16 protein-coding genes and 3 pseudogenes are annotated in these 18,843 nt (G+C 56.2%); 16 read left to right on the forward strand and 3 right to left on the reverse strand.

What is annotated here, in order from left to right; translation table 11 throughout:
• The first annotated feature begins 105 nt into the window (after positions 1-105).
• The 6 genes and pseudogenes from AC27IT_RS24245 to nagA all read left to right on the forward strand — a co-directional run bounded on the left by AC27IT_RS24245 (position 106) and on the right by nagA (position 6,369).
• On the forward strand, positions 106-1,161 hold the full coding sequence (locus AC27IT_RS24245) for a FecCD family ABC transporter permease (RefSeq protein WP_007785882.1): 1,056 nt from the start codon (positions 106-108) through the stop codon (positions 1,159-1,161).
• Positions 1,162-1,163: 2 nt separating this feature from the next.
• Positions 1,164-2,195: a FecCD family ABC transporter permease gene (locus tag AC27IT_RS24250; RefSeq protein ID WP_005831516.1), complete on the forward strand. Its 1,032-nt coding sequence runs from the start codon at positions 1,164-1,166 to the stop codon at positions 2,193-2,195.
• A gap of 38 nt (positions 2,196-2,233) precedes the next feature.
• Positions 2,234-2,641, forward strand: a pseudogene (locus AC27IT_RS24255) (ATP-binding cassette domain-containing protein); the annotation flags it as partial.
• Positions 2,642-3,007: 366 nt separating this feature from the next.
• A complete protein-coding gene (locus tag AC27IT_RS24260; RefSeq protein WP_025844532.1) occupies positions 3,008-4,048 on the forward strand; it encodes a VOC family protein in 1,041 nt (346 codons plus the stop codon).
• A 31-nt stretch (positions 4,049-4,079) separates the two neighbouring features.
• Positions 4,080-5,150 (forward strand): NAD(P)H-dependent flavin oxidoreductase, encoded by a 1,071-nt coding sequence (locus tag AC27IT_RS24265; protein ID WP_005831521.1) that lies wholly within the window; start codon positions 4,080-4,082, stop codon positions 5,148-5,150.
• Between the two features lie 49 nt (positions 5,151-5,199).
• Positions 5,200-6,369, forward strand: coding sequence for an N-acetylglucosamine-6-phosphate deacetylase (gene nagA / locus AC27IT_RS24270; RefSeq protein ID WP_005831523.1), 1,170 nt, complete (start codon positions 5,200-5,202; stop codon positions 6,367-6,369).
• A gap of 76 nt (positions 6,370-6,445) precedes the next feature.
• Here nagA and AC27IT_RS24275 read toward each other — a convergent pair whose 3' ends face one another.
• Both AC27IT_RS24275 and AC27IT_RS24280 read right to left on the reverse strand, forming a co-directional pair.
• Positions 6,446-7,786: an ABC transporter substrate-binding protein gene (locus AC27IT_RS24275; RefSeq protein WP_487092140.1), complete on the reverse strand. Its 1,341-nt coding sequence runs from the start codon at positions 7,784-7,786 to the stop codon at positions 6,446-6,448.
• A gap of 256 nt (positions 7,787-8,042) precedes the next feature.
• Positions 8,043-8,348: pseudogene (locus AC27IT_RS24280) on the reverse strand (SgrR family transcriptional regulator); the annotation flags it as partial.
• Between the two features lie 74 nt (positions 8,349-8,422).
• On the opposite strand from AC27IT_RS24280, the pseudogene AC27IT_RS24285 reads away from it, so the two are divergent.
• The 4 genes and pseudogenes from AC27IT_RS24285 to AC27IT_RS24300 form a co-directional block, all read left to right on the forward strand.
• Positions 8,423-9,142, forward strand: a pseudogene (locus AC27IT_RS24285) (MFS transporter); the annotation flags it as partial.
• Between the two features lie 14 nt (positions 9,143-9,156).
• The gene (locus AC27IT_RS24290) at positions 9,157-9,462 is read left to right on the forward strand and encodes an isocitrate lyase/phosphoenolpyruvate mutase family protein (RefSeq protein ID WP_420913692.1); all 306 of its coding nucleotides are present in this window, start codon (positions 9,157-9,159) and stop codon (positions 9,460-9,462) included.
• Positions 9,446-9,691 carry an isocitrate lyase/phosphoenolpyruvate mutase family protein gene (locus tag AC27IT_RS24295; protein WP_051556832.1) on the forward strand — a complete coding sequence of 82 codons (246 nt, stop codon included), beginning with the start codon at positions 9,446-9,448 and terminating at the stop codon, positions 9,689-9,691. The genes AC27IT_RS24290 and AC27IT_RS24295 overlap by 17 nt, the downstream gene beginning before the upstream one ends.
• Before the next feature lie 93 nt (positions 9,692-9,784).
• Positions 9,785-10,708, forward strand: a complete 924-nt coding sequence (locus tag AC27IT_RS24300) for a serine/threonine protein kinase (protein WP_025844522.1) — start codon at positions 9,785-9,787, stop codon at positions 10,706-10,708.
• Positions 10,709-10,717: 9 nt separating this feature from the next.
• Here the strand turns inward: AC27IT_RS24300 and AC27IT_RS24305 are convergent, their stop codons facing one another.
• The gene (locus AC27IT_RS24305) at positions 10,718-12,778 is read right to left on the reverse strand and encodes a vWA domain-containing protein (RefSeq protein WP_025844521.1); all 2,061 of its coding nucleotides are present in this window, start codon (positions 12,776-12,778) and stop codon (positions 10,718-10,720) included.
• A 549-nt stretch (positions 12,779-13,327) separates the two neighbouring features.
• Between AC27IT_RS24305 and AC27IT_RS24310 the strand changes: the two genes are divergently transcribed.
• From AC27IT_RS24310 to AC27IT_RS24335, 6 genes are all read left to right on the forward strand, one after another.
• Complete coding sequence (locus AC27IT_RS24310; protein ID WP_283858124.1) at positions 13,328-15,496, forward strand: transcriptional regulator; 2,169 nt, start codon at positions 13,328-13,330, stop codon at positions 15,494-15,496.
• A 144-nt stretch (positions 15,497-15,640) separates the two neighbouring features.
• Positions 15,641-16,066 carry a hypothetical protein gene (locus AC27IT_RS24315; protein ID WP_025844518.1) on the forward strand — a complete coding sequence of 142 codons (426 nt, stop codon included), beginning with the start codon at positions 15,641-15,643 and terminating at the stop codon, positions 16,064-16,066.
• Between the two features lie 82 nt (positions 16,067-16,148).
• A complete protein-coding gene (locus AC27IT_RS24320) occupies positions 16,149-16,613 on the forward strand; it encodes a DnaJ domain-containing protein (RefSeq protein WP_340673886.1) in 465 nt (154 codons plus the stop codon).
• 232 nt (positions 16,614-16,845) lie between these two features.
• Positions 16,846-17,403, forward strand: coding sequence for an FHA domain-containing protein (locus AC27IT_RS24325; protein WP_025844514.1), 558 nt, complete (start codon positions 16,846-16,848; stop codon positions 17,401-17,403).
• Positions 17,404-17,444: 41 nt separating this feature from the next.
• Positions 17,445-17,978, forward strand: coding sequence for an FHA domain-containing protein (locus AC27IT_RS24330; protein ID WP_025844513.1), 534 nt, complete (start codon positions 17,445-17,447; stop codon positions 17,976-17,978).
• Between the two features lie 5 nt (positions 17,979-17,983).
• Positions 17,984-18,823, forward strand: coding sequence for a PP2C family protein-serine/threonine phosphatase (locus AC27IT_RS24335; RefSeq protein WP_487092141.1), 840 nt, complete (start codon positions 17,984-17,986; stop codon positions 18,821-18,823).
• The last annotated feature ends 20 nt before the right edge of the window (positions 18,824-18,843 follow it).

The raw sequence follows: 18,843 nt of genomic DNA on the forward strand, positions 1-18,843 counted from the left end.
TAAAATCCTACTATGATAATAAGAATCAATTTCAGATTTTTGCCGGAAGGGAAGGAGAAAGCGTCGTTCAGTGCATTTACATAATGAATGGAAAAGGTGGCTAGCATGGGTCAACAGGTACAATCTCTGAAACAAGGAGCCCAATCGAAAGCGGAACAGTTTCGTTCGCGTCCGTGGGCAGCAACGCTGATCCTGACGGGCGGGGTCTTTGCATTGATATTCGGCATGTTTCTGTCCGTATCATTCGGGGCAGCAGACATCCGGTTTTCTGTCGTTTGGGATGCCATTTTTCATTTTAATCCAGATATTACTCAGCACCAGATTATTCAGGAGATACGTCTTCCCCGCTTACTCGGGGGCGCGATGGTCGGAGCCAGCTTCGCTGTTGCTGGCGCGATCATGCAAGGGATGACGCGCAACCCGCTGGCAGACTCCGGCTTGCTCGGGCTAAATGCCGGGGCGGGCTTCGTGATTGCGCTCTGCTTCGCGTTTTTTCCGGGATTGCCGTTCATGTACTTGATTTTGTACGGCTTTTTGGGCGCAGGCGTCGGGGCAGGATTGGTTTACGGGATCGGCTCGATGGCCAAAGGCGGGCTGACCCCTGTGCGGCTCGTGCTTGCCGGGGCGGCGCTCAGCGCGCTTTTGTCCGCGCTCAGCGAAGGGATTGCGCTGTACTTTAAAATCGGCCAAGACCTGGCTTTCTGGTACGCAGGCGGGGTAGCCGGAACGAAATGGTTCCAGTTGAAAGTGATGTTCCCCTGGATTGCGGCTGCCATCCTGGGGGCGATTGTTTTGTCCCGTTCGATTACGATGCTCAGTCTCGGCGAGGAGATCGCCAAAGGGCTGGGGCAGCGAACGGCGCTTGTCAAGCTGGCGGGTACCGTCATCGTTTTGATTTTGGCAGGCTCGGCCGTTGCGGTTGTAGGCGCGGTTGGCTTTGTCGGCCTGATTATTCCTCACTTGACCCGCTATCTCGTCGGGGTCGACTATCGCTGGATTATTCCATGCTCGGCCGTTTTGGGCGCCTTGCTCGTCGTCTTTGCCGACCTGGCCGCGCGAATGGTGAATCCGCCGTACGAAACACCTCTGGGAGCACTTATTGCGCTAATTGGCGTTCCGTTCTTCCTTTACCTCGCACGTAAAGAAAGAAGGGAGATGTAGATATGCAACCAGCTACGGCTCATTTCGATGCCCGCAAGCGCAGCAGGGGCATCCTCGTCATGACCATTTTGTCCGTGCTCATCCTGATCGCTTTCATCATCAGCATGAACACGGGATACATCCGTCTGTCGCCTATGGATCTGCTCATGACCTTGTTCGGGGCGGGGACAGAGAAGCAAAACCTGATTTTGTTTGATTTCCGTTTGCCGCGCATCGTCATTTCGATTTTGATCGGCGCTGGTCTGGCGGTTTCCGGCTGCATCATTCAAGGGATTTCCCGCAACGCTTTGGCCGACCCGGGGATTTTGGGGATCAACTCCGGCGCGGGCTTGATGGTCATGCTGTTCATTTCGTTCTATCCGTCGACGGCTGCCGCGCCTGTATTTTTGCTGCCGGTATTGGCTTTGGTGGGCGCGAGCCTGACGGCGGCACTGATTTTCGTTCTTTCCTATCAGCGGCACAAAGGCTTGTCGCCGATTCGCATCTTGCTGACCGGGATCGCGGTAGCTGCGGGCATGAGCGCGGCGATGATCGTGCTGACGCTCAAGCTGAGCCCGGACAAATACCAGTTCGTAGCCACCTGGCTTGCCGGAAGCATCTGGGGGACCAACTGGAAGTTCGTCCTGTCGCTCTTGCCGTGGATCGTCGTCCTGCTGCCTTTCGTCTTTTACAAGGCGCGGGTGATGAACGTCCTCAATCTGGGAGAGGAGCTGTCGATCGGCCTTGGCGCTCCGGTGGCGAGAGAGCAGCTCAAGCTGTTGGCCGCTTCGGTCGGACTTGCCGCATCGTGCGTAGCGGTCAGCGGCGGTATCGGCTTCGTCGGCCTGATTGGCCCGCACCTCGCCCGCAGGCTTGTCGGGCCGAAGCACGAGATGCTGCTGCCTACTTCTGCGTTGACAGGGGCGCTTCTGGTCATCGTCGCCGACACGATCGGACGCTGGATTTTGCAGCCGTCCGAGATTCCGACCGGGATCGTGGTCGCTGTCATCGGGGCTCCGTACTTCTTGTACTTGCTTGCCCGTTCGAAGGCGTAGAGAAAAGAGAGAGTCTGTCACTGCGGGGGGAGAGATATGAGGAACTGTGGGAGGCGGCCAGACGAGCGCAGTTGGAAGAGATGATCCGTTCCATGCCGGACGGGCTGGACACGCTGATCGGGGAGCGGGGAGTCAAGCTGTCCGGCAGTCAAAAGCAGCGTCTGTCCATCGCGCGGATGTTTTTGAAAAACCCTCCGATACTCATTCTCGATGAAGCGACCTCCGCTCTCGACACCGAGACGGAAGCGGCGATTCAGCAGGCTTTGGCGGAGCTTTCCCAAGGGCGTACAACGCTCGTGATCGCTCACCGCCTGGCGACGATCAAAAACGCAGACCGGATCATTGTCGTCGCCGACCAAGGAATTGTCGAGCAAGGGCATCACGACGAGCTTTTGCAGACGAAAGGCGTGTACAGCAGGCTGCACCAGGCGCAGTTCGGCTCGTAAGCGGGCAACTGCGTACACCTGGGCGCGGCAGCTTCGCTCTCCAGCGAAAACGAGCGAAAACGAATAAGGCCGAAAAAAGTGGCGAGCGTATCTTTCGAACCAGTGGTTTCGGGAGGTGCGCTCGCTTTTTTGATGGGCGACTGCGCCGTGTCCAGTCGGTTGGCCCCGCCTGGTAGGACAAGCGTTTCGGCCCGTTACGCCGGGCTGTTCTGTGCAAAAGAAACCGCCAGTCTCTCCTTTCGCGGTTGGTAATGCGCAGTTTGGCTGTATAATGGTGGTAGCAGAAATTTTTCAGACAGCTTGGCTAACGGCAAGAAGAGGGGAGCCAGCAATCGTTCAGGGACGGGACAGGAAGGAGTGATGAGCGTGATCGACCGACTGGACCATCTGGTTTTGACTGTCCGTGATCTGGAAGCAACCTGCCAGTTTTACGAGCGCGTGCTTGGCATGCAGGTTGTAACTTTTGACAATGGCAGGCGGGCATTGCACTTTGGACAGCAAAAAATCAACCTTCATCTGGCAGGACGCGAATTTGAGCCGAAAGCGCGGCACCCGCAACCTGGCTCTGCCGACATATGCCTGATCGCAGCAGTGCCACTGGAACAAGTCATCGAGAAAATAACCGCATGTGGAGTCGAGATCGAGGCGGGGCCTGTACAGCGGACGGGGGCTACCGGACCGATTCGCTCTGTCTACGTGCGCGACCCGGATCAAAACCTCATTGAAGTGGCGGAGTATGCGCAAGCTGCTGATCTGTTGGCGAAGGAAGCGGCCGTCCAGGCAATTTCCGACGTGCTCAAGCAGCGCGAGCCGGGGATCATGGGCGCACAGCAAGCAGGGGTGTTTGGCATTTTGCTCCCGTTGGTGAAAATGGACGACGGCAAGCTCGGGGTCTTGTTTGAAAAGCGGGCCAGCACGATGCGCAGACAGGCGAACGAAATTTGTTTTCCCGGCGGCCGCGCAGAGGAAGGCGACGCGTCGAGGTGGGCGACGGCGCGCCGGGAGACGAGCGAGGAGCTGGGCGTGCCGTTAGAGAAGATTCACTACGTCGGCGAGCTGGATCGGCTGATCGGGCCGGGACATGCCGCTATTTACCCGTTTGTAGGCTACGTGGAGGGGATCGCGGACATGAAGCCGAATCCCGACGAGGTCGGCGAGGTGTTCGTCATCGCGCTTGAGCGGCTGGCTGCCGCCGAGCCTTCCACGTACACCTCAGCGCTTGTCACCGAGCCGGAGGAAGACTTTCCTTACCATCTGATTCCCGGCGGCAAACGGTATCCGTGGCGCACAGGCACGGTCGAGCATCTGTTTTACGAGCTGGACGGACGAGTCATCTGGGGACTGACTGCCCGTGTGCTGGCGCATTTTCTCGAACGGCTGCAAAGCGAGGGCTGGTCTCGCAAGTAAAAAAGCAACAGACAAAGGGAGTGGATGAAGCATGTGGAAAGGAAATCCGGTTACGTCACGTCTGCAAATCAAATGGCCGATCATCCAGGCGCCGATGGCGGGGGGAGCAACTACGCCGGCACTGGTCGCAGCCGTCTCGGAAGCAGGCGGACTGGGCACGCTCGGAGCGGCCTACATGAGTCCGCAGCAAATCCGCGAAGCGATACACGCCATTCGCGAGCGGACAGACAAGCCTTTTGGCGTCAATCTGTTCATCCCGGAAGACTTCGACCAGGAGCAGCCGATCGCGGCGAATGTGGCTGCGGCGCTCAACGAGGTGCGGCGCGAGCTGGACATCCCGGAAAATCCTGAGGTCACGAGCTTCGCCGAAAATTTTGCCGAGCAGTTGGCCGTCGTGCTGGAAGAAGTGCCTGCGGTCTTCAGCTTTACGTTTGGCATGCTCGATGCGCGCTCGCTCCAGGCGTTGAAGCAAAAAGGGGTGACGGTCATCGGGACGGCTACGACGGTGCGCGAGGCAGTAGCTCTCGAAGCTTGCGGAGTGGACATGATTGCAGCGCAGGGCAGTGAAGCGGGCGGGCATCGCGGCTCGTTTTTGCCGGACGCTCCCAACAATCTGATCGGCACGATGGCATTGGTGCCGCAGATTGTGGATCGGGTGAAAATTCCTGTCATCGCGGCAGGCGGGATCATGGACGGACGGGGCATCGCCGCCGCTTTCGCGCTGGGAGCGCAGGCGGCACAGCTCGGAACGGCGTTTTTGACGTGTGCGGAAAGCGGAGCGCATCCTTTGCACAAGCAAGCCATCCGGGAGACGAGCGACGAGAGCCTCGTGTTGACGCGTGCCTTTTCCGGAAAATGGGCGAGAGGCATCCAGAACGACTTCATGCGAAAAATGGCGCCGCTGGAGCACGAACTGCCGACCTATCCGGTGCAAAATGCGCTGACCAAGGACATTCGCGCCGCTTCCGGCAAACAGCAGCAAACAGCGTACATGTCGATGTGGGCCGGGCAGGCAGCGCCACTTGGTAGAGAGCTGGGAGCGGGCGAGCTCGTCTTGCAGTTGGTGGAGGAAACGAAGCGGGTATGCGGCAGCCTCGTGTAGAGCAGCCCGATCAACAGACTACGGCAGTGCCGTGACGGAGGAAAGCAACATGAAACAGGAGTACGCTCTCAAAGGGAAAATCATCGCAGAGGGGCAAGCAATCGCAGACGGCTTGGTCGTAGTGGCGGACGGAACGATTGTGTATGCCGGGGACGCAGCGGGCTACGCCAAGCCGTTGCCGACAGAGGTGGTGGCAACAGGGACAGGCTGGATTTGCCCTGGCTTCGTAGATATGCACATGCACGGCATTGACGGACACGATACGATGGACGGCACGCCTGAATCTTTGCAGGCGATTTCCACGGCGCTGGCGCGGTATGGCGTGACCTCGTTTTTGGCGACGACGATGACAGCGCCTTACGAGGAACTGGAGCCTGTGCTGGAAAACATCGCGCAGGTCAGCAGGCAGGGGCTTTTGGGGGCGCAGGTGATCGGCATTCATCTGGAAGGGCCGTGGATCAACCCGCGCTACAAAGGGGCACAAAAGGAAGAAAACATCGCGCTGCCCAAGCTGGAAGCCGTACAGCGGCTGTACGAACTGGCGCAAGGTCTGATGAAGGTCGTGACGATCGCGCCGGAGCAGCCGGAGGCGCTCGAAGCGATTGCCTGGCTGAAGGAACAGGGCGTGATCGTCTCGGCAGGGCATACCGGAGCGACGTTTGCCCAGGCGGCTGAAGCGGTCGACGCAGGCGTGCGCCATTTCACGCACTGCTTCAACGCCATGACCGGACTGCATCACCGGGAGCCGGGCGTCGTCGGAGCGGCGATGTATCACGAGCATCTGAGCACCGAGCTGATTGCAGACGGCATTCACGTTCATCCGGCGGTGATGCGCATTTTGTACCGGGTGAAAACGGCAGAGCGGCTCGCGCTGGTCAGCGACTCCATGCGGGCGGCGGCGCTGGGCGAAGGAACGTACGATCTCGGCGGGCAAGAGGTGCGCGTCCGTGAAAATCAGGCCAAGCTGGCCGACGGGACGCTCGCTGGAAGCATCCTGACGTTGAACAGGGCAGTCGGCAACATGGTGACGCTCAGCGGCGTGCCGCTGCCGGAAGCGGTAGAGATGGCCTCCCATACGCCTGCCTCGATTCTCGGCTACGGCGAGCGAAAAGGCCGCCTGGCAGCCGGCTACGATGCGGACATTGCGGTGCTGGATGAAAATTTTGACGTGGCGATGACATTCGTTGCCGGAAAGAACGTGTACGCGCGCTCCAATTGAAAAGGCAAGGGTGAAAAAAAGCAGTTCGAGCTGTCAGCTTCACAGCTCGGACTGCTTTTTGCTTGGGGGACGACGCTTACGCTTTTGTTGGCTGCAAGGCATTGGGGCCAAACCAGATTTTTTGAAAGTCGAGCCAGCCGGACGGATGGATGGAGACGCCGCGAACCGATTTGTGATAGGAGGTTTGCGTTTTTTTCTGCACGAGGTACAGCACGGCATGGTGTTCCTTGATGAGCGCTTCCACTCGTGCGAGCTGTTGCCGCCGCACAGACTCGTCAGCCTCCCGGAAGAGGGCAGACAGCTCTTTGTCGATCGTCTCGGCCAGGGCGGCATCGAAGGCGGGCAGGAAGTAGTTTTTTTGCATGTACATTTCTAGTTCACTGATTTCATCCTGGCTTAAAGCATTTCCGAAAAGCAGACAGTCATGCGCGGGCAGAGTCCCGTGGTCCGCAAATTCGAACGGTTCGCGGATGGCGACTTCGACCGGGATGCCGCAGGACTGGCAGCGCGCCTGAATCCAGCGGGCGTCCGGCTCATGGTAGGATGTCGTCACGAGCCGCAAAGTCTCTCCCTGATAACCGCTTTCTGCCAGCAATGCGGCAATGTCCGCGCGATTTTGACGGGGAGCGCTGTCCGCAGCCAAAGTCGCCAGAGCGGGGGAGTACGGGCGAAAGCCTTTGGCCGGATAGATGCGATCTCCGCCCAATTCCGCCACCATCAGCTCGCGATCGATCAACAGATCGAGCGCCTGGCGAAACTTCGGGTGGTTTTGCGGGCCTGTCAGCCGCTGGTTGAAGATGAGCAGGTTGCAGCAGGAAAACAGCGTCTCCAGATCACACCAGTCGCTGCTGGCGCGAACGGCTGCCTCCCGCAATGCCTCCGCCTTCGCCGCCGCTTCGTGCGACATCATGACAGCGGTCCAGTCCGGCTCCCGCAGGCTGCCTGTTTCCAGGTCGGGGAACAGCAGAATTTCCACGCGGTCGAGCTGCGGTCTGCCCTGAAAATGAGCCGGGAACGCCTCCAAAATACAAATCCCTTCGTCGAGGCGGACCAGTTGGAACGGGCCGGTGCCAACCGGATTTTTCCCAAACGTCTCCGCCGCCTCCTGGACGATCTCCTCTGGAACGATGCTGGCAGGAGGGGCCGCAAGCAGGCGCAAAAACAAGTAATTCGGCTCCTGCAGCACGATCCGCACCGTTCTGGCATCGACCGCCTCTATCTGTTCGATTCCCCGGAACATCCAGCTCGCTTCGTGCAGGTCCGGGTTTGCGCGCAGCCGTTCCAGGGAAAACACGACATCGCGCGCGGACAACTCCCGGCCGTGATGAAAAAGGACGTTTTTCTTCAAGTGAAACGTCCATTCCCGGTGGTCGGCGCTGTGCTCCCAGGAATGGGCGAGTGCTCGGATGAATCGCACGGCTGTCCGCGTCGTACTGAACGAGCGTATTGAACAACTGTCCGACCAAATGCGCGTCGAAGTGGTAATACAGCTTTCCGGGGGCCAGCGTGACAATCGTGCGGTAGACGGGGAAGCGCAACACGTCCTGATAGCGGTTCGCCTCGTTCGACGTGCAATACCCGAGTCCTGCTGACAGCCATTCCATGAACTGTTCTTTGACGGCAGGCTTGCCGAAGCGGTTCAATAGTTCCATCGCTTCCTTGACGTTGCCTTGCTCCATGCGCTGCTTCCCTTCCTGCAGCAAAATCGCATCGGCATCGGCGACAAACGTCAGGACGGAGGCATGGCCACGGCCGCGGCCGGACTGCCACTCGATCCAGTTTAATTCAGCCAGCTTGCGCACGATCAGCTTGGCGTTGCGAGGCGTGCAGTGCCAAAGCCCGCTCAGCTTTTCATTCGTGACGGGGAACGGCTTTGCCGTTGCTTCTTGTTGAAAAAACTGGCGCAGCTTTAAAAAATAAAGAACGGTAACGATACAAAGCCCCCCTTCCTGTGCAAAAAGGTGACAGAACTCACGCAAAGCTTACCCTTTTTACCCTCTGTCGGATCAATATACTGAAGATAACACGACAGACCAAAAACAGGAATGGGGAAGCGGTGTACGCGGCCGTCCTGGTCGTGTTCATGCTCCTGTTCAAGCAAGAGCTGCGCGAGCGTTCGACCTCTGTAACGATGCGCGAAATGGCGCGGATCGTCTTCACCGACAAAGTGTTCCTCTACTTGCTGCTCGGCAACCTGTTTGTAGCCGGAGCCTACTCGCACCTGGATACGACGCTTGCGCAGTACATCGGCCACGACCGGATCGAGGCGTACTCGTTCCTGTTCGTGATGAACACCGTGTCCGTCCTCGTCTTCCAATATCCGCTCGCCAGGCTGATGAAGCGCTACTCGGCCATGACTGCCCTGAAGCTCGGATGCTTGCTGTTCGGCCTTGGCCTGTTCGGATTCGGACTCTTCACCAGCTTGTTCTGGCTGGCAGTGTCGATGGTCGTCTTTACGATCAGGGAAATTTTGTGCTTCGTCGTCGGGGATGTGCTGATCGGGGAGATCGCGCCCGAGCATTTGCGCGGAACCTATTACGGAGCAAGCGGCTTCGCCTTTCTCGGCCAGAGCGTCTGCGCGTGGATCGGCGGCTTGCTGCTGCAGCAATTGGGCTTCGGCCAGGGCCCGGTCCTTTTCGCCATCCTCATGCTGCTGACCTTCCTCGCCTTGCCGTTCTTCCAGCGCGGCCAGAGACTGTGGGAACAGCGGCAAATGAACAGCAAGGAACCAAAAAGCAAGGGCTGCGAGCAAGAGGCGCAAGCCATCATTTGAAAAGGGGTGTCAGTATGCAACACATTCAGCACTTTCACGCGCTTCACCATGCAGACGAACTGTTGTTTTTGGGCAATGCCTGGGATGTCCTCTCTGCACGCACACTTGAGCAAAGCGGTTTTCAGGCAATCGGGACGACGAGCTGGGGAATCGCGGCCTCGCTCGGCTACAAGGACGGGGAAAACATCGATTTCGGGCTGCATCTGTCGATCATCAAGCTCATTGTGGATCACGTGAACATTCCTGTTTCGGCGGACATCGAAGCTGGCTTATGCGGCAACACCCGCACAGATCGTCGAGAACGTGCTGCGGACGGCTGACCTGGGCGTCGCCGGAATCAACATCGAAGACTCCCTCAAACAAGGCACAGGGCTTGCCGACATCCGGGAGCACGCCAAGCTTTTGCAGATGGTAAGGACCGCTCTCGACAGCCGCGGCTTCGCTGATTTTTACGTGAATGCGCGCATTGATACATATTTTCAACGGGAGGCGCCGTTTGCCGAGGCAGATCGGGACTCCGCCCTGCTGTACGAAGCGGGCGCCAGGTAAGGAAAATCCCCACATATTGCCATCCTCCCCCGGTATTTGGTATCGTTTCTGGAGAGCGAACAAGATGCCAGAAAGGAGTGGACAACAAGGCTGATGGACAAAGAGAGATGCCTGAAAAAAGGCACGATTTTGCAAGGAGCCTACCGGATCAAAAAAGCCATCTCCACGAGCGAGCTGTCCAACGTGTACGTCGCCTGCGAGATGCGGGCGAAAAAGACGCGGATTCTCAAGGAGTTTTTTCCGCGATCGCTGGCAATGCGAGACTTGGATCGCCGCAGCGTCATCTGCCGCACCCCGTCGGCAAAAGGCCGTTTTGCGGCGCTGCTGGAGAGCTTTTGGCAGGAAGCGGCGATTTTGCAGGAGCTTCGCCACGAGCATATCGCTTCTTATGTCGACCATTTTGCCGAAAATGGGACAGCCTATCTGGTCATTGAGTTTTGCAAGGGCAAGACGCTCGATCAATACTTGCAAAAGCAGCAAGAGCTGGAGCTGGGGAGCTTTTTGCACACGATCGTGCTTCCGCTGATCTTTGGCCTGGACTACTTGCACAAGCAAGGAATCATCCACCGCGATATCAAGCCGCAAAACATCATCGTCACGGACGAAGGAAAGCCGATGCTGATCGACTTCGGTTCGGCAATTCGCTTCGACATGCACGCTCCGCGGCAGATCGTGACGACGGAAGGGTACTCTCCGCTCGAATTTTATTCCGGCAAGTCCCGGCAAGGCGTCTTCTCGGACGTGTACAGCCTGTCAGCCACGCTCTATTTTTGCCTGACGGGGCAGCGCCCTGCCGATGTGGCTACGCGGGTGATTGAGGATCGGCTGCCTTCCGTTCGCGAGCTGAATGCCGCTGTGCCGCGGCTGTTGGCGAATGTCATCTCCTGGGGGATGGCCGTCGAGCCGAAAAAAAGATGCCCCTCACTGCGGGTGCTGGAAGCAGCCGTCCGTGCGGAGCATCTGTTGCAAACGGGCAAGGTGCGCTTGCCGCTCCCCTTCCTTGCGGGGAAAAACTAATCGTTTTCGTTACGCCGATTCCCAGCTCCCGGCCTGTCCGGAGCTGGGTTTGCTTTCTTTGAAGCGAAGTTCAATCTCGGTCACGCGGTCCTCAAACGTCACGTACACTTTGTCGTTGTAGTGGAGAACCACTTTTTTATGGCGCGGCAAAATGTCCTTGCCTTTTTGCAGGGTGCACTGGCTGTGGCTCGTCATGATGAGCGTCTGGTTTTTTCCTGGCTGGAAGTAGATTTTTTGCGCTTCCGGCAAATGCTCGTTGACGTCGAGGCTCGTGAACAGCTCGTGCAGCGTGATCCGCTGTTTTTGGCCAAAAGCGGCGAGCGGCCAAAACTTCACGGGAATGTCGTTGCCGCTTGCGGTGTGCAGGAAATACCCTTCCAGACGTCCGACAAAATTCGGCTTGGGGCGCAGGAACCAGTAAGCGCCAGCAGCGATCGCCGCCAGAGCGAGCACGATCAGTCCCATGGTGATGTAGCGATCCCACACGGAGTGCACGGTGATGAACAGCGAGCCTGTCACGCTTGCTCCCTCGGGATCGGTGGCTGTGATCGCGATTTCGGAAGTCCCGCTTTTTTTCGGCGACAGCTTCAGACCGCTGCCCTGAATGCTCGCGTCAAACGCGTCGGCAGAAGCGGCAGAGGCGAGGGCAAACGTCAGCTTGTCCTGATTGGCATCGGTAAAGTAGGCGGACAGGTCAATCGTCTGCTCGCCGTCTTCCTTTTCTACAGTCAGCTCGTTTTTCGACACGGCGACGGGCGCGAGGTTGGCAATCTCAAACGTAGTGGCGGCCGTCTCCCGGTAAAAATCAGGGCCGCTCATGAAAATTTTCCACTCGTACTGTCCCGAATGCGGGAAGACGTAGTCAGCCGAAAAGCGGGTGCCCTCCTTTTTCAGCGGCATGTTTGCCGTCTGTTTTCCCGCGAGATCCGTCACGATCAACTCCGCCTGCATCTGGGAGTAGACATCGGTATCTTCCAGCCGCTGATTGTTTTCCCGGTGGGTCAGATAGGCCGTGAACGTCGTCGGATTCCCTTTGCTCACAGGCTCGGGAGCAACCTGGACGTCCGCTTTCAGGCTGTAGTTGCCGAGCAGATTGACCTTGACCAAATCCCCCGGCCGCCCTCTGAATTTGACCAGATAGTCGCCCTTTTTCGGCTGCTCGATTTTCATCAGCGAATATTTTTTCGATTGGATAAAATGCACGTTTTTCGATTGATAGTACACCTGTGATTCCAGCAGCGGCTCGTTGGACAACAGCACGATGTTTGCTTCCTGCATGCTGGAGTTCGGAATGGTTACGGTGACCTCCTGCAAGCTGCCAGTCGCGGTCATCGCCGCGACGGATACGAGCTGCGACTGGATGTGCTTCGCAAAAATCTGGTTGAAAACTTCCGGCAAATCATCCGTGCTATGGGTGACGAAGGAAGTTCCCCCTGTTGCCTCCGCCATTTTTTTCAACTGTTCCTTCTGTACGGAGCCATCGCTGTTCAGCCCGATGGTGTAGATCGGATAGCCCGCAGCCTTCGCTTTTGCGATGACGGATTCCACGTCCTTGTTGGATGCCGCCACGCTGCGCCCGTTCGCCTTTTGCCGCAAGTCCGTCCCCCCGTCCGAGAGCAAAATCAAAAACGGCTTTCGCGACGAATCGTTCGCACTGGCGATCATTTCTTCCCCTTTTCGCAAACCAAGCCCCAAATCCGAATACCCCGCATAGCGCAATCCGTGAATCTTGCTTTTCAACTGTTCGCGCTGTCTGCTCTCCGCCATGCTGGTGAGCGGCTGCGCCTGCACGATTCGGTCGCTGTAAGCGACGAAGCCGATTCTTGTCCGGGTCGCCTCGCTCATGTCGATGAACATGCTGATGACCTCGGCTGCTGTTTTGCCCGGGTCTGTCTGGTTCATCGAGTTGCTCGTGTCGATGACAAAGACCGCGTCGATGCCCGCCTCGCCGGTTCCCGTTGCCCAGACAGGAAGCGGCGAGAGAAAGAGAAGGAAAGGAACGATCAAGCCCAAAATCCCCAGCTTGAAAAACGGCAGGAGAGAGGTGGAGCGTGCCATTTTTTTGTCCATGTTTTCACCCTTTTTTGTAAAAGTTTGCAAAATGTTCACATTTAGCCGCAACAGGACTATTTGCCTATAAATGAATGTACGACTAAACTGCGGGAGCTGTTTTGCCGAGGTATATAAAGTGAAATTATATCCTTTTATGTAAAAATAAGTATAAATCTGTCTATCCTTGTCATCAGTTTGGGCGAGAGGCGTATCCATCGTTGGTCGGCTCGGCTTTGCGGTGTAGGGACAAAGTAAGGCGCGGTGCTGATTTTATCGGGAAAAGTAGGCAGGAAGGCTCTCTGGATTCAGCATAAAGCGCCAAACCAGAAAAAGGAAGACGAGTGGAATAAAATGGGTCTAAATACTGGGAATGGTCTTTTTCCGTATAGGAAAATTGTCGTAATTGGCGATTGATTGACAAAATATGGCGAAGGAGTTTAATTTAGAAGCAAGATTTTGGTTTTATTGGAATTTATGTAACAAAATGTAATTTGGTTGGTAAGTAGCACTCATACACTCCCGCGTTAGGACCAAGCATTTACGAAAGACAGAAGGAAGGGGTCATTTATGGACATTATTAACCAGACCAACAGAACCATGCTGTTCGAAGAGATTAACCCGGAAAAGCTCGATCTGATTACGCTCGTAGGTGACGTCAAGGGCATCGACAGCCTGAGCGACGACAAGATCAAGGAGATCAACGAGCATTTGCTCGTGCGAAGCTTTGACGAATTTTTGGACAAGTTCTCTCCTACGGTTTACTCGTTCTACAACGCCGTGAACCAAAAGGTGATGTACACCTTGAAAAAGCCCGACGGCATTGCGGATGATGCGATCTCCGAGATCAAGATCGACCAGAGCAACGACTTTTTGAAAATGCTGTTCACGCTGATTGATACGAAGCGCAGCCAAGGAATCACGAACGTCGACTTTAAATTCGAAAATCTGCTGGACATGATTTCCCCGAAAAAAGTGATGGACGACATCCGCCAGGTGCGCAAGGAAATTCACTACCTGTACGGCCAGTACGAAAAGCTGGACGAAGGCGATCCGAAAAAGCTGGACCTTGGCGACAAGCTGAACATCATGTTCGAAGACGCCAGCAAAAACTACAACAACGTCATGGCGATGCTTCCGCTAGCCATTGAAGATATCAAAACCCGCCTGCTGCTCGGCGGAGCGCAGGAGGAAAACCAGTCCGAAGCGATTCAGATCGGGATGCTGACGATTGGGGAAAACGGCGAGCTGAAAATCATCGAAGCGCCGAAGAGCGACAGCCGCGAGCTGATGGTGCTCGACGAAAACAGCGGCAGCGGCCTGATGGGCGTATTCGCGGACGATTACGAGTCGATTAGCGAAACACCGTCCTCCTACGTCAAAGACCTCGTGGTGCGCACCTTCTGCCCGCTGCCTGCCGTTCATAACGAAATCGACATCGAAACAGAGGTGCAAAACTACAACACGTACCTCGAGTTTTACAAAAACGCGAAGGACGACTTCGTGAAAACCGTCAAGCCGCTGGTCGAGAAAATTCTCGGCGTGAAGATGTTCTTCGACCAGTACGTGACCAAGAACAAAGGTATGCAGCCGGCGATGCTCATCACCAACACCAAGCTGGACATGCTGGTGAAAAGCAGCAACATCCCGCGCCTGGAGACGTACTTGAACACCGTCAACGCGAAAAACGATTTCACCGATACGATCTGGTTCGGAATCGTGCCGTCGATCGACATGGAGGCGGGAGCGAAAGCCAAGGTGACGCGCGAGCGCTTCCGCGGCAACGAAAAAATCGTCAAGCAGGACGGCAACACGATGGAGTCGCTGACGATGCTGCTGCAAGTGGTCAAAGACTTCAAGGTCCAGATTTTCTTCAGCTTCAGCACAGGCGAAGAAACGACCTTCAACAGCATGGCGACCGCCGGCATCGACAAGTACATCGACAAGTGCGGTGTCCTGGTCCGCAAAGAGTTCAGCGAGTTTGCGATTCCGTGCATTCCGAACTTTACGATTATTCCCAAGGACAAATCCGGGGTGGTCATCGACAGCCGGATGCTGCAAACCGAAGACGGCGTGAAGCTGTCCCAGGAAAAAGAAGACATCCTGAAGCTGTGGATCGAGGGCGTGTACGTCGGAGCCAGCTACGTAGCCGCCGGGATTGTGGCTGCGTATCAATGTCCCGAGTATTTGCGCGAAGCATTCAAAGTGGTCAGCCGCGAATATCCGGGCGTGCGCTTCGACATCGAGGCAGGCGAAAACGGCCTGCGCGCCGTCACGACGATGGCCAAGGAAATTTCCGGCTTTACGAACAACATCAAGGATTCGATCAACCGCAAAAACTTCGGCTTTGTCTTTTCTTCGGAAAACGCGCAAATCCAGGGCAAGGACATCAAACGAATCACGGTGTACAAGGCGCGCAGCCTGGCGATGGCCGAGGATGGCTTCGACCCTATCTACAAAACGCTGGTCAGCACTTACATCGAGCGGATTCTCCGCTTCCAGACCGGCGATTTCAAGCACGACAACATCGTCAAGTTTTTCAGCAACAACCCGAGCAGCCAAAAGAGCAAATGGCTCAGCACGCGCGGCTTTGTCAACTCCATCATTCAGGATGGCGACGACATGAGCTACATCATCGACGACAAGAGCAATCTGTGCCACATCGACCTGATCTTCAATGGCAACGTGAAGAATCTGGAGGTCACGATCACCAAAGGCACGACGCCCGTCAAAGCGTAGGCTTTCGGGAGAGCTTTTATGAAATGGTTCCGCACACTGCGCAGGTGGCTAGAGGTGTGTTTTCCAAAGCGCACCCTTACACATAAGCCTCGAAGCCCATCTGGTCATTCGAGAGCACACATATATGCCAAGGAGGTATTTTTCATGGGTTTTCGACTCAAAGTAGAAGGTTCTGAAACAATTGAGCTGGGGATGGACAACATCCAGACCGTCAAGTACGACACGGATACTCCGGATGATTCCAACGCTCGTTCCACAGACGTAGGGGCAACGCTGCGTCTGACTGGCAAAATCATCACCGCCACAGACGGCGACAGCGCTGACGATACGATGAAGCTGGCTCTGTGGTCGTTGGTTCCGGCAGAAAAAGCTGACTGCTACCGCAAAGTGACGCTGGAAGTCATCGCTGCCGATCAGGTGATCCGCAAAATCTACTTCCCGAACGCTTTCGTCGTGGACTACACCGAGAGCTTCGGCGATACAGAAGGCGTAGGAACCTTCAGCATTTTCATCAAGCAAAAGAAAGACAAGACCGAGTTCGCCAAAATCGAAGGCGGCTACGCTGTCTAGTTTTTGCACCGAAACATCAGCCGTACCTTGAAAGCCGTGTTCAAGGTACGGTTTTCCCAAAAAGCCAGACAGGGGTGCGAGGATGAAAAATTATTACGAGATTCTGGGGCTTGCGAAAACAGCTTCCCCAAACGACATCAAGAAAGCGTACCGACATCTGGCGAAAAAACACCATCCCGATGTCAACGCGGGAAGCAAGGAATCCGAACAGCTTTTTAAGGATATTACCGAGGCGTACCAGACGCTGCAGGATGAGTCCGCGCGGCAAGCCTACGACGCGCGCTACGAAGCCTATGTGCAAGGCAAAGGGCAAGCCCGGCAAAAAAGCGGCACCGGCAAGGCGGGAGCACGTGCGCAGAGAACGACAGCGCAAGAGCGGGCCAATCAGGGCGTGACGATGGAAAATCTGGAAAGTGCATTTGAACGGTTTTTTGGCTTTCACCCGAAGACGGGAGAAGTCAGCCAGAAGGGCATGAATGCCGGCAAAAAAAATCCGTTGGATACGACGGACCTATTCGAGCAGTTTTTCCGCATGAAGAAAAAATGAAGCCCCGGCCACGCAGGAGCTGGCGGGCGCACCAAAACAGGCGGCATACCGAAAAGGGAAAAAACGGGCGACATCCTGACAGCAAACGAAGAAAACCGGATCGAGGACAGATCGGATGGCAGCTCTTTTATGGACATAGAAGCAGCAACCTGCTCCTTTCTTTGGATGGATGTCAGCAAAAACCCATTCTCCCAAAGCTTGGGGCACTTTTTGCGTAAAGGGGGTAGCGAAAATGGCAAAGAAAAGCAAGCCTTACCAAAAATCAGGCAGAGTGAAGCTGATCGAGCTGTTCATTGCATGTTTGTCGATAGGTGCACTTATTTATGTTTTTGGCTATACGGACAGCAACGCTCTGAAAATTTTTACCGGAATCGCCTTTGGCCTCTTCCTGTTCGGCGTGTTCATCGTCAAGGTCGGAAGCCCAGACGAGGCGGAGGAAAAAAAGGATGCGGGCATTTCCAAGCTCGTGCTGTTGGATGAGGAAGGCGAGAGTGTGAAGGAATGGTTTATTCAGGGAGCGACGTCGCTGTTGATCGGCAAAAGCACGAGCCAGAACGAAGTGGACATCGACCTGTCCGACGCCGAGTACGCGGCTCTCATCAGCAAGCAGCACGCTGTGCTCAACCACGCGTCCGGGAACTGGTTCATTGAGGACATCCATTCCCGCAACGGCACCGGAATCAAGCAGCCGAACAGCCGCGAGAAAAACAGGCTGGAAATCGAGCAGCCGCACAAGGTGCAGGCGGGCGACATCATTTACATCGCAAATACACGCTTGCTGCTGAAGTAGGGGCGAGTAGCTGGAGAGACAAGAAACGGGGGACGATCACAATGAGTTTGACAAGATGCGCGAATGGACACATGTTTAGCAGCAGAAAACACGGCAGCACATGCCCCTACTGCAGCCTGGTGGTGGAGCCAGCGGCGAAGTCCGAGGGCAGGCCGCAAGCCCGAAGCGCAGAAGACGACGACAAGACCATGCCTTATTTGGGCGAGACGGAAGGAATCGAGCCTGTCACGGGCTGGCTCGTATGTATCGAAGGCCCGCAGCAAGGCCAGGATTACCGCATCATGGCAGAAAAAAACTTCATCGGTCGCGCCGAGGATATGCACATCCGCATTATCGGAGACAACAAAATTTCCCGCAGAAACCACGCCGTGATCGTCTACGATCCGAAAAAACGCAATTTTTACTTGCTCCCCGGCGACGCATCGGGCCTGGCTTACCACAACAACGAAGCGGTCTACACGCCTGTCGAGCTGACCGCCTATGACGTCATCCAGCTCGGCGGCAGCACGTTTATTTTCATCCCGCTGTGCGGCGTCCACTTCGAGTGGGACAACGCAGGCAAAGGCAAGGAATGATGGGCATGTTTGTACAGGAGGCCATTCCTTATCTCGTAGTGCTTGCCGTGATCGTCGCCATCGCTTTGCTGTTTCGGCTCCGCGCCGCGATCATCCGGCAGGAAAAGCATCCGGCCATGCAGATCGGCAATGGACAGACGATCGGCAGAAGAGAGGAGCAGGACGACTATTTCGCCACGGCGACGACTTCGCACGGCACGATCGCCGTGCTCGCAGACGGGATCAGCGGCCTTGCCAACGGCAGGCTGGCTTCGACGCTTGCGGTCAACACGTTCATCCGCGAGTTTTCCAAGCTCGATCACCCGCGCCACCTCTCGCTTTACTTTTCCCGAGCCGCCTCGCTTGCGAATGCAGAAATTTTGCAGGCGCTAAAAGGAAGCCGCGGCGGGACCACGCTGGTTGCGGCTGTGGTTCACGAAGGCATGCTGCACTGGGGAGCGGTCGGCGACAGTATTTTGACGGTTTTTCGCAAGGGCGAATTTATCCCGATCAACCAGAAGGACATTTACGAATCGGTGTTGGAGGAGCGCTTTCTCGCCGGAGAGATCAGCAAGAACGAGGCGATCAGCCATCCGCAAAAAAAGCAGCTCATTAACTACCTTGGCTACGAAGGCTTCCAAAACATCGAAATTGGCCGCGAGCCGTTCCCGCTGGAGAAGGGAGACAAGGTGCTTATGGTCAGTGACGGCGTCTACGATACGTTGACAGAGGTAGAGCTGGAGCGAATTTTGTTCCAGAAAATCCCCCCTCACGATGCAGCCGAGCAGATCATCGAGGCGGTGGAGAGCAAGCATAGAGTCAACCAGGACAACGCGACGGTCCTGATCTTGGAAAAGGGCTGGTGAAGGCACAGGCGGCTGGCATC

This window comes from Brevibacillus sp. YAE8 (assembly GCF_057543335.1).